At 65.4% G+C, this 12,819-nt stretch carries 2 protein-coding genes; both read right to left on the minus strand.

The features are described 5' to 3' along the window. Positions 1-78: 78 nt before the first annotated feature. Complete coding sequence (locus RCO31_RS27790) at positions 79-11,694, minus strand: filamentous haemagglutinin family protein (protein ID WP_308971609.1); 11,616 nt, start codon at positions 11,692-11,694, stop codon at positions 79-81. 144 nt (positions 11,695-11,838) lie between these two features. After that, positions 11,839-12,819, minus strand: a complete 981-nt coding sequence (locus RCO31_RS27795; RefSeq protein ID WP_308971610.1) for a FecR domain-containing protein — start codon at positions 12,817-12,819, stop codon at positions 11,839-11,841.

Genomic DNA, 12,819 nt, shown 5'->3' on the forward strand with positions numbered 1-12,819 from the left:
CGTTCAGAAATTCGCGCCATCGTACTGGATGCCCGCCTTCGCGACGTGACGGCAGAACCCAACTTAAACTCACATACCTTAGCGGGCTGCGAGCCTCTGTTGCTCGCTCGGCGTTAGTTGCCGCAATTGCTCCTCCGTCAGTTGTCCGACGCCGACATATTGAATTGAGCTGGTGGAGTCGTAACTCTGTCGCTCCTGACTTCGCCGGCGAAGTTCGTCGTCCCTCCCCGGCTCGCTGCCGTCGCCACCGCCGAAGCCGAGAACCTCGACGATAATGACGGACGGCTGATCTGAATTGCCAGCTTGCGCTGGCGCAGCCGTCTGCTGGGCCGCAGCGGCAGTGTTGGAAGCCGACGTCAGCGCGCCCGTGTCAGTCGCATTGGTCGGTACGCCGAGTGACGTGCCGCTCACCTGGATATTGTCCGCGCCGCGCACTTCGAGCGCGGCGATCACGAGATTCCCCGAGACGCGGATGCCCGCATCGCCGGCGTCGACCCGGCCGCGCGGAGCGATCAGGCTCACATCGCCGCGGTCCTGATCGGCCCCCGTGATCAGCGTGCCGATACCGCTACCCGTCGCCTCGCCGGTGAACTCGGTTTTGAAAGCACCACTCGCAGGATCAAAGATGATCCGCGGTGGCGGTGCGAGCAGCGCGGTCTTGGCGCCCTTGCCGGCATCGATGTCGCCGTTCGACGACCAGATCAGGATGTCGCCGCCGCCGAGAGTGAACACGCGCGACGAGTTCACCGTCATGCTGCGATCAAGGAAGACGCGAATGTCGCCGCCACGCACGGTGGTGATGCCGAGCCGGTCGGGCGTCTTGACATTGCCCCTCACGGTTTGCCCGGCAGCGTTGAGCTGCAGCGACCGTGGACGCACCGTCTGCCCGGCATCGATGCGCCCGCCGGGAACCAGGATGTCGATGTCGCCGCCTTGCACTGTCTTGACCTGGCTGTAGATCATTGACAGGTCGCCGGCATAGGTGTCCGGCGCTTGCGGATACAGGATCGCGATCGCGTCGTAGCCGGCATTGTAGTTCTTCGACACTGCGGCATCTTTGCCGACAGCAGCAAGCTCTTGATAGAAGGTCTTGCGGATGAAGGCGTTGCGCCGATCCTGAGGAAGAGCGTGGAAGGCCTCCCAGGCGTCCGCCTCACTCAACGCGCCATTGCCGGTCTCCCCGCGCGTGAAGGCCGCCATCTCCTCAGCATAGTGCCGGGCCGCACGCCCGGCCGAGGCCGGATCGAGATAGGCGCCGGCGAAGGCGGCATAGTCCGGTCCTTTGGCGCCGGCGCCAAGGGTGAGCGCGATGCTCGCCCCCTGATTGAGCGGCAGATAGGGGTTCATCTGGTTGCCGACGGTCTCGATGCCGTGAGCGTCGAACAGGTTGAGATGCCGTCCGGCCGTGACGTCGAGCAGTCCCGGCCCGCCCAGGATGATCGTGGTGCCGGCGTTGTTGCCAAGGGCGGGGTCGACGAGGATATTGCCCACCTGGATCGCCGCCCGCCGGCCAATGTCGCGACCTGCCTGGACAACAGTCGTCTGCTCAGCGGTGAAGTGCTGGCCGACGAAACTCAGATCGACAATATCGAGCCCGGCCTGAATTGATGCCGGCTTGGGCGCGAAGAATGCCGGTCCGAACAGGATGCTGCCGTCCCGCGCATAGATGCGCACCGGGTCGGTGTCGGCGGCCCGGTAGAGATTGGCCGCATGCGACAGCGAGCGGTCGGAGCCGGGTCGGCCGCTTTGTGGAGTCACCCTTTCGAACAAACGAAACAGGACCTCCTTTTCAAAATCCTTTGCCGGACGGAACACATTGGCGAGCAGAGCGGGATCGGCATCGGAGACGCCGAAATTGCCATCACCACCAACGGCAGTATGGTAGCTCATGCGCTGCAGATCGACAGATCCTGCCGCTAAGAGCGTGAGATTGCCGTTACGCGCCGGCATCACCGTCAGGCTGCCATAGTTCAGATTTGGTCCATCGGACCATGGCACTCCGGCCGAGATGTCACCGCTGAAGGCGAGAGCTTCAACCGTTCCCGGCCAGAACTGGAAGGCTTCGGCAAATTTTGCGTTCTGGTCGTTGCTGTTCAGATTGCTCAGCAGATAACGCAAACTGAGTGTTGAACCAGGAATTGTCTGCGGATCGCCGAGGAGGTTCAGGAAGCTGGCTGCATAGCTCGAATGCTCGGCTGCCGTGGTCATTGTGGCCAGGTGAACGTCTCCGCCAGTGGACTGGATGGTGAGCGCACTCCGATCGGTGTAGGTCGAGAAGTAAGACTGCTCGCCGAAAGACCCCCAGGGGCTGGGGCTGATCCGGAGCAGGGTCGGATTGAAGACGGCGCCGATCAGGACATCGCCGCGGGCGGAGATGTCGATGCGGGCGTCGGCCAGAGCGATGATGTTGTCGAAGCGATCCCCGTTGCCCAGCCAAGAAGTACCCATGGTACCACCCACTCGGAACGTGCCGACCCCCTGGCCCACATAGGCGATAGAGCCGGCGACGTCGCCGCCGGTGCGGACCGAAAGGTCGCCGCCTCCATAGGTCTTCAGCGTCGCGCCAGTCGGCGTGACCGCGGGCGCGAGCGTCGCGCCATTGCCGGCTGCAAGCCAGCCACTATGCGCCGCCGCGAGCGTCATGTTGTCCATGCGGCCCCCCGCCGTCACGGTGACATCGCCGCCGCCCAACGCACCAACGCCTTGTTTGAAGCGGCTGTAGTCCACCGCCCAGGCGGTGTTGAGAACGCGGCCGCTCGAAACCGCAAAGCCCGTGCCATTGGCGTTCAGCTGGCCTTGCCGTATCAGCCAATCAGCGATGAACTGGGTCCCGGTTCTCGGAATCGCGCTGCCGTAGTTCGGGGACCAGGGCGTCCAGAAGCACGTCCCGGCGCTTGCACCACTCCGGCAGCCCCAACCTGTATCGCGTGGCGCGCCTTTAACATCGTCCTGCGCGGTGAGGTTGAGATCGCCGCCCCCCTCCGCGAAACTCGCGCGATTGGTGAAGCCGGTGGCAAGCGCGACCTGGCCCGGCCCGGCAAGCTTGCCGGCCGTGTAAACGATGGCCGATGGCCGGTAGTAGGAGTCGAAGTTCGGATCGTTCGGGTCTTTGACGACGAGCCAATCGCGATAGGGTGCCAGCGGAAATCCCGCGCTATCGATCGCCTGGGCAAGGTCGATCATGCGCGTTGGATCGTTGGGATCCCGCAGCTTGATCGTCTTGCCCGGCGTGAACACGATATCGCGACCGGCAACGAGATCGATGTCGCCGGTGCCGGTGCGCACGATCACGTCGGTCGCCAGCACGACATTGCCGGAGTTGTCGGGCAGGCTGAACAGCGGCGCAACAGCCAACGGATCGGCGGACCCAAGATCGGCCCCTCCCACCAATCCGAAGGACCAGCTGTCGTCCGCACGCAACGTCCCGCGCACGGACAGAGGGACTGAACCTGCGACCACCGGGTCACGCGTGTTCCCCGACCAGCCGAAGCCGTCGAAACCATCATTGATCGATTTGTCGATCTTAAGCGTTCCGGCGGCACGGAGCGTCAGTACGCCAACCTCGCCGCCCGGGCGCTTGCCGGCGAGATCGAGATCCTCGGCCAGCGTCATGTCGCCCGACGAGCTGAACTCGATGCCGGAGACAAGATAAAAATTGGCGTCGCTCGTCCGCTCGAGCCTCGAGAGGATGAAGTCTTTCTCGGCCGCCATAAAAGCTTCGGCATCAGCGAGCGCACCGTTGAGCGTCGCGGCGTCGAGGTTCGCGATACCGTCATAGGCCCAGACCGCCTCGGCATCAACACGCTCGGCGCCGACGAAACGGCCAGATGCATCGGTCAGCCGGAAACCAGATGTCGCCGTATCGCGACCGGCGCGCAGATGGATACGCCCGCCGCGCGTCGCGCCGGTGACATCGATGACCGCGCCGGACTCAAAAGCCAGTGCCCCTGCCCCCGCAACGAGATCGACGCGTCCGCCGCGCCCTTGGCCGCCACGCGCTGCGATCGACGCGCCACCGCGGATCATCAGGTTCTCCGCGGCCACCAGACGAACAGTGCCGCCCTTTGCGCCATCCGCCATGACCTGCGCGCCGGATGCCACGGTGATGCTGCCCGTGTCCGTGACGACGCTGAGCGAGCCTGTGCGAGTGATGCCGTCGAGCACGACATCACCGGTGCGGATGCGGAAGCTGCGCGCCTCAGCGAAGCCGCCCGCATTCAGTACGGTGTTGATCCCTCCGAAATCAGAAATCGTCGTCGCATCGAGTGCGAAGCTCCCGCCTTTGAGCGCACCCGCCAGGACGAGCGCACCACCTGGAGTCTGGACTTCGAGTGTGCCTCCTTCGCTGCTGCCCGTTCCAGCCGACAAATCGATCACCGCGCCAGCGCGGATCTCGACATTGCCTCGACGGGCGATGAGCGTCACATCCCCCGCCGGCACCGTACGAGTCTGGTCGAAGAAAGCGATATCCCGACCGGCTGTAAGGATGCGCGCACCGCCCTCAATGGTCAGCGTGGCCTCTGCATCGAGCGTCAGCGCGCCCGAGGGCAGATCGATTGACCCGCCGATCAACACGTTGCGTCCGGAGAGCGTGAGCACCGCGCCAAAATCCGGACTGTTCGAACCGGCCGATGCACGTCCCCCCAGCACAACGAGATCGCCGGTGGCCGTCAGGTGCTGGTTCGCGCCACTGCGACCGCTGATCGAGGCCGCGGCAATCATCACGGTCGCGGCTTCTGTTTCTGTGCCGACCGTCAGGCCGCCGGCATTGGCGAACTTCAGATCGCCTCCGGCCTCAAATGTGACTGCGGCAAAGCCGCGGATGTGGTTCTCGCCTTCACCGATGATGAGCTGGTCGCCACGCAATGTCAGTGTACCGCTCGCAGCCGGGTTGTCGGCGACAACGATCCCGGTGCTGTTGCGCAGTGTGAGGAGACTGGCCTGAACAGCGGCCGAACCTCCGCCGCGATGGACGAGCATACCGTCGAGGACGAGGTCGCTGACGAGCGGCCGGCCGCTTGCGTCGCTAGCGCCAACCATCACGGAACCATGAAGGTCGATCGTGCTGTAGCTGCGCAGGATCAGCCGTCTGCTGTCGCCAAGGCGGGCGAGCCCGGCATTGTCGAGCACCAAGCCGCCAGTGCCGGATGGCGCTTCCCCGAAGCTGATGCGGCTGGTCGCGATCTCAAGCGTCGGCGTCATCAAGCGTGCGGTCGTGCCCACCACAGTGTCGGCAGTGGCATCGAGCACGACGCCGCCGGTTGCAGAGAGAGTCGCACCATCGGCGACAGTGATCCGACCGGGCTCCGCGCCGTTGGCGTCGCCCGACCGGTCGACGCGGCTAAGTCGGAGGTCGGCGGCAGTGGTGACGATCAGTGCGGCGCCGTTGCCACTGCCCGTCGCTTCTCCCGAACTCGGAGCCCGACCGATAACGATGCGGCTGATGGACGTGTCGCCTGTCTTGCCCTCTGCGCGGATCACGGCGCCAGCGGCCACGTCGATCGCGCCGCTTTCCGGCTCGCCGAGATTACCCTTGGCCACCAGCAGCACTTCCGGCCCGATGATCGCAGAGGCTTCGTCGTTGGCGATCAGTACGCGCGCGGCCCGGGCGTCGATGGTTGTCTGCGTCCGTCCCGTGAGACGCGTGCCGCCGAGCAGCAAGCTGTCGGCGCCGAGCCGTGTCAGTGCGTCGCCATCAAGTGTCAGGGCATAGCCATCGACAGGGCCTGCATCCGACCGCACCACGGCAATCGACTCGGCAACGATATCGGCGAGTCCACCGCGCCCGCCGGAGGCCGCTGCAAAGCGTGTCGTGCCGTCCAGCGTGAGCGCCGAGGCCGCATTGAGCACGAGATGACCGGCATCGGTCGGCAGCCGCGGTGTGACCTCGCCGAGCCGCGAAGCCGCTGTGGTGAAGAAGCTGCTGGCCTTGTGTTCCACATACTCGCTGTAGCGGCGCACCGTATCGCCCGGCATGACTTGAAACAGCGACGTGCGAGCGTCGCGTGAGGCACCATTTGCCGTGGCGCGAAAGCCACCAACGATCCACGAGCCATCCGGCCGCGGCGTGGCCCCGAGCGACACATCGGCGGCGTCTGCGTACACGGAGAGCCCGAAAGCGCCGGGCAGCAGCGCGTAGCGGCCCGGCAGCAGCGTGTAATAGCCCTCGGCCAGGTTCGGGACGCCCGACAGCCAGACGCTGTCCCCAACCTGAAGCTGCCAGTTGTGACCGGCATCGGGATCGATCGGCGCAGCTCCACGATAGCCCGGCAGGACCGCAAAGACGCCCGCGCCGGAGTTCAAGATATCGCGCGAGCCGCCGGTACCGGGCACAAACTCGACGCCGAGGAGGTCGCCGCCGCCCGAGACGTCAATGGTGGCGCCGGAAGCGAAGTCGAGCTCACCACCCGTGAGCGTCAGACGCTTGGCCGGCGGCGCCACGAGAGTGCCGTCGGCAAGGCTGAAACTGCTTACGCCCGATCCCGCAAAGAACTTCCAGGTTTCACCGTTCTCAACAATGCCATAGGGCAAGAGCAGTCCGGCGCCGGAGACCGAGGTGAGGCTGCCGGGTGCAAGCTGCACGAGACCCGTGTCGCCGGCATCGAGGGTGATCTTGCCGAAGGGTGCGCGTAACACGCCCGCCTGAACAATCTCCGGCGCCATCACCACGAGCCAGCCGCCGGCGGAGAAAGGCGGCGGTGTTTCGGCAGTGCCTGCGCGCGCGAAAGTGACGGACGCCCCTGGGCCGCTCGCTTCGAGCGAGAAGCGCGTGGCCATGGTCGGGTAGATCCGCGCTGCAGCGAGCGAAAGGTCACCGACAATCCGCAAAGCGCCGGTAGGAACCGTGGCTGTTGCCTGTACGGGCTGGCCCTGATCGGTGGTGGTCATCACCGGCTCGCCATTTTCGTCGAACAGCGGCGTACCGGACGTCGCCACGCCGACGAGGCGCAGGTCGCCCTCGCTGACGAACTCCGCTGTGCCAATGCCTTGCAGATTGAGGTTGCCGGCGAGGTCGATGAGATCGCCCTCGGCCATGAGCTTGCCGGCACCCGCCGCCGCAGAAGGCACATTCGTCTGACGGTTGATGCCGTAGTTGCCGATGGCGAGATAGGGCGCGGTCAGGTGGATGAGCGGCGCCGGCGCTTCGGCGCTCGCGATCGAGCGCAGGACGCGCGAGTCGAGCGTGAGCGCTTGGCGGGCACCGAGCGTGACGTTGCCCTCGACCGCGATCGCGCCATCCGCCGACAGCGTGATTGCATCGAAGTTCGCCTGGTTGAGGGCCTCCGCAGCAACATGAAACTTGGCGAGCGGCGTACCCGCATCGAACTTGGCACCCGGCGCGAGGTCGTTCGGCAACTTCGTGCCGGACTGGCGCAGGACAATCTCCGTCGTCAGCACCTGAGATGCGGTCTGCGGCCGCGGATAGTTGCTGGCAAGCGTGAAGCTCCCACCGCCGGCGAGCGGATGAGCCCGAGCCGCCCGGTACGCGCCTTCCAGATAGCCGCCGTCGCGCGCCGCGATCACGATGCTGCCGGCATTGCTCCACACCAAGGTGGGTCGCGTGCCGAACCGTCCATCACGGCGAAGCGATGGGATCGGCCGAACTGCGGGCCGCAGATCCAGCTCCGCCGCCGCGCCCGACACGTCGATGAGCGATCCATCCTCGGTGACGACATAGCCGCTCGCCGACGCGTCCAGCGTGACACTGCCGCCAGCGAGCACCGCGCCTTTCCGCAAGCCATGCGGATCGTAAGCGGGCACGAACACGCCGGGGGCGAGCAGTTGCGCCTCCGACGTCAACCAAATGGCGCGGTTGGACTCGTGCTTGATCGCAACGGCCTCGCCTTCGGCCACGTCCGTGATGCCCAGGGTGATCGAGCCACCCGGCGCGACGATCGTGCCCGCAACTTCCACGCGGAGACCGGCCGTCAGCGATACCGCAGCGCCAGGATCGACCACGATCGTGCTGCCGCGTTCGACTGTCAGCACGCCCTGCCCTTGCGGGGGTTGATTTCCCAACTTCACTTTGAGGCTCGCGTCGAGGCTGAGGCTGGCAGCCGGCCGGATACCGGCGGGCTGCAGCGTGACGGCTCCGACCCGGGAGAGTGCCGTGCCGGTTTCGTGGGTGCTCCATTCCTCAACAAGACGTGTCTCGGCCTTGGGCGCTAGATGCGTCCCAGCGCCAACGGTGATCTCGCTGGGGCCTCTCAGATTGATCTGGGCAAAACCGCCGCGGGTGAAGAAGTCCGGTGCCAGCAACGGGGGCAGCACCATTTCCGCTGCGATCGGCAAAGCAGTGCCCTTGGCGACCAGAGTGCCAGCGGCCATCGTCAATGGATCGGTCAGGATGGTGCCGGCAGGTACCGGGACCTGCACAGTGAACGGTTCAACGGGAATGCCGTCCGGAAACACGTCGGCCGGAACGAGAAAACCAGCCGGCAAGAAACGCCCATCCCAGCCCCACCATATGATCTTGGTGCCGGCCGGAACTAGCATTCCCTCGTAATATTCATTCCAAAACTCGTCCGCGACCAGGACCACCGTGTTCGGAACGACCCAGTCCGCGTGGGTCATCACCGGATACGCGGCTCCATTCTCTTGAGGGAGGTACGTTGGCGCGGGGGCCAATTCGCCCGGAGCGAGACGATCGCGGGCTTCGGTTCTGGTGAAGTCGACTGGCGACGGGAAGCCTGCCGGAATGACCAACTCGGATTTGAGTTTCAGATCCTTGGGCGCCGCTTGGCCGGCCGGGAGAATTCCGCCTTCAAGTAATGGCGCTTCGGCGACGTAGAGATTGACGCCGTTGATGGTCAGCGTGCCGCCGCGACCGGCAGCGATTGCCGTCGCCAGTGCGTAAGCCCGGAACTCCGCGCCAAGGCTGACGTCATTGGATTCGATGGTGATCGATCCCGCATCGCTCAGCTTGAGATCACCCCCTGCGTCCACATAGCCGCCGCCGGACACGTCAATGACGCTGCCCTCGGCGAGCTCAACGCGCCCCGCCCCTCCGGCTAATCCCGGCTTGCCGGCGGTGAGGGACACGCTGCCGCCGTTGCGCGCGCCGGACGTAAAGGAGCGCGCACGGAAGTCGTTGATCCAGCGACCCGAAACATCGAGCAGAGCTGTCTCGCCAAGCCGGATGACCTGCCAGCCCGCCGAGCCGAGCCCACTTGTATTGGTGTACCAATACTGGGAGAGGCCCTGGTTGCTGACCGTCAGCAGCGAGGTCGAGAGCTCGATCCGCCCGCCCGGCGTCTTTATCGTGCCATCGACCGTGATGGCGCCGGCCGTCAGCTTGACGGTGGCGCCGTCGCCGAGTTCGAGAAGGGTGCCCTCTTCGACTTCGACCGTGCCATTGGCATAGATTTCCAGGCGGCCGATGCCGCCCTGCCGCAAGCGCTCGGCCGACAGCGTGCTGACGACATCGTCCTCAAGTTCGGTTTCGGCGTCGAAATCCTCGCCGAGACCGGCGAGCCCGTTCTGGATCAGCGCCCCGACCTGGCGATAGTTCACCGTGTTGGTGTTGTCGAAGGTCGCACCATCATCGCCGAGCACCAGTGTGCCGCCGAGCGGTGCCGGCTCACCAGCCTTGATCCGTGTGCCAGGATCGACATAGGCGGCAACGAGACCGTCGAGCACGACCCGCGGCGCATTCAGTGCCACCCTGCCGGCTGCCTGCCCCTGCGTCGAGGCGGCCTCGTAGCGGCGGCCTGACATCAGCGGCGATGTCCAGGTTTCGGAGACGCTCCAGCGGTCATTCTCGCGCGTGAAGCTGCCGGCGATGCCATAGTAGGCCTCGCCCCAGCGCGCGTTGCCGATGCTCACCATGCCGCCATTGGAGAGAAGGCGTGTCACCTGGCCATATCCGGCCGTGAAGTCGAGCGTGCCGCCGCTGACGTTGAGCGTGGCGCCGTCCCGCACCACGACGTCACCGTAACCGCTCAGGGTGATGCTGCCGCCGATGGACGTGAGTTCGCCGATGCCACGGCGAACGAGCCCAATATGACCGGAGGCGTCGAACAGTGGCGAGCCGTACCAGACGCCGGGCTCACCTGCGAACCACTCGACACCCTGCATCAGCGGATCATCAAACTGGCCGGTGTCGCGGATGTCGATCCACACCTTCTTGCCGTAGAGCGGCGAATTGCGCAGCAGCGGATTGTCGCGCAGCTCATGGCCGCGCAACTCCACCTCGATGAAGTTGCGCTCGACCGGGACCAGCACACCACGCGTGCCAGACACGTCGATCACGGCGTCAGCCGCGAGATAGATTCGGCTCGCGTCCAGCGTGTTCGGATTACGCGTGTCGTTCGGATTCTCCCGCGCCGTGGCGCTGACGTTGCCGCCCGGCGCGAGCAGTGTGCTGCCACCGCGGATGTCGATGAGGCTGCCGTAAAGCGACACCGTCGACGGATTGAGCAGCGCGCGCGCGGCCACCGTGGTCTTGTCGGAGAGATCCGGCATCACGTCGATCAGAGCGCCTTCGCCAATGATCAGCGTTCCGCTGTGCTGGAACGACCGCCGCGGCTCTGGCTCGCCGGGACCTACCGGCACGAAGCTGGAATCATAGCGCGCCTGCAGTGTGACCGAACCGTTCGCCAGAACGCTGGTCGTGGCGCCGAGCCGGCCGCCGGCGACGACGTCTTTTGCAGCCAAGGTCACATTGCCGCGTTCGGCAAGTATGTCGCCTCGATTGATCGCCGAGCCTTCGCCGTCCACTTCCACAAGATAGCCGCGCAGGTCGGCATCGGTGCTCGCCTTGAGATGCACGGCGGTGCCTGCGGCCAGCAGCGTCTGGCCGTCCGGCGTGCGGATGGTGCCGGCATTTTCAACGCTACCGCCCAAGAGCAGAACCTGGCCCTGCGCGCGGGTCTCGATCTGTGCACCGGCTTCCACTTTGATCGCGCCAGTTACGCCGCCCGACGCAGCCGCAAAGCTCGCGTCGATTTCCCAGCGCGGCGTTACAATGCCGCTCAGGAATTTCGCGTCCGGCACGTCGAGCGTGCTCGCTGTCAACGAGGCGACATTCACCTGCGAGGAGCCGCCGAAGATGATGCCGTTGCGATTGATAACGTAGACTTGGCCCTCAGCTTTGATCGACCCGAGGATGCGGCTCGGTGCGCCGCTCGGATCGAGCACACGATTGAGCGCGGTCCACTGTCCGGCATTGGCGCCACCGGCGCGCTGATCGAAATAGACGTCGGTTTCCCGACCGACGTTAAAGGTCTGCCAGCTGAGGATGGCCTTCTGCTGGGTCTGCTCGATCGTGACTTGGGTGCGGCCGTCGTTGGCGAATTCAGTCGGCAGATTGGCGCCCTGCCACAGCTGCGATCCCGCCGCGCCGGGCGCGACCTGCAGGCCGCCGGGACGCAGGCCGTTCGGAATAGCACTCAGCGCCGCTCGCGCCGCGTCACGCGCAGCCTGCTGGGTCGCCTGCTGAGCCTGGATTGCAAGCGTCGCCCGCTTCAACGCGCTGCTCGCTGCGCTCGCTGCCCTTGACGCCTCCTGGGCCGCCGATTGCGCCGCCGCAACGGCCGCCGCTGTGGGTGTCGGTGCTCGACCACCCAACGGACGCGCCACCGCTTCCGGATTTCCCAAGAGCAGCGCGACGACGCTTGCGCCAGCGAGCAGAGCCGCATGGCGCGCCTTTCGGCTGGCAGAACTCGGCGGAACGTCGACGGCACAGCGGCGCATGGGCGGTCTTTCTCCAAGTCAGGCACGAGCAGCACCTTGGCCGGCGCTGTCAGGTCGTCGGGACACTTCCGACCGCCTAAAGACGATTCAGCTCCCTGTGAGAGGAAATGGATTCGGTAAAATCATTTTCGATGCGCAGAGACATCAGGTTAGCAGCACGAAACCGCCCCCGAGCGGCCTGACTTTCGCGCCAAAAGCTTCCTGAAACTGGGTCAATACTGCATCCAGCCGTGCGAGTTTGAAGCGAGCGCTGATCCGACGTTCGCCGAGTGCCGCGTTCATCAGGATGATCCGCCCTGCACGATAACGATTGACCTCGTCGATCACGCGCAACATTGGTTCGTCCTGAAAGATCAAGAGGCCATCGCGCCAACCCGCAACGATGTAGGGGTCGATGGTGACGACCGGGCCGAGATCATGTGCGGCAGAAGCAATCTGCTCGCGTGAGCGGAGGGTCACCGCTCGTCCCTGATAATCAACTTCGACGCGGCCGGCCAAGCATACCACCCGCACGTCCGGGCCGTCGCAACGCACCGTAAACTGTGCATTGGTCGCCGAGATCTGCCCCGCCGCGACCCGCACGACCACCGCGCGCTGTCCTGCCGCAACGGCGGCTTCGCCGGCAATCAGTTCAACGTCGTCGGTCGCACCTGAAGCTCCACGAATATTCAGGCTCGTGCGCGTGTTCATCTCGATCGAACCATGACTCGAAAGCGCGACTTTGCGCTGCTCGCCCACGCCGGTGCGGTAGTCCGCAGCGAATTCGCTGAACGAAGGCCATAGTTCCAAGGGGGGCCTGGTCACCATGACGCCGGCGGCCGCCGCCGAAGCGGCAAGTGCGCCACCCATGAACGCGCGCCGCCCAATTGGTCGGCGGACGCCGGGGATCCGGATGGTTGTCGCCTGGTCCGTTGCGCGCGCCGCCGCTCGCAGCGGCAATTCCAGCATGCTCCACATCTGACAAGCCTGGGCATAAGCTTGCGCATGTAGCGGGCTCTCCGCCCGCCAGCGCTCTAACGCCCGCAGGTCAGCCTGCGTCACCTCGCCGGTCGCGATATGCACCACCCAATCCTTGGCCTGGCGCCGCAACGCCTCGTGCGGGACGCGCTCTTCGCCGATCGTCAT

The sequence above is a fragment of the Bradyrhizobium sp. LHD-71 genome, assembly GCF_031157255.1.
Classification (GTDB): Bacteria; Pseudomonadota; Alphaproteobacteria; order Rhizobiales; family Xanthobacteraceae; genus P52-10.

Excerpts from the sequence above, each read along its gene's own strand:
- RCO31_RS27790 (WP_308971609.1), bottom strand. The coding sequence starts at position 11,694 with ATGCGCCGCTGTGCCGTCGACGTTCCGCCGAGTTCTGCCAGCCGAAAG.
- RCO31_RS27795 (WP_308971610.1), bottom strand. The coding sequence starts at position 12,819 with ATGACGATCGGCGAAGAGCGCGTCCCGCACGAGGCGTTGCGGCGCCAG.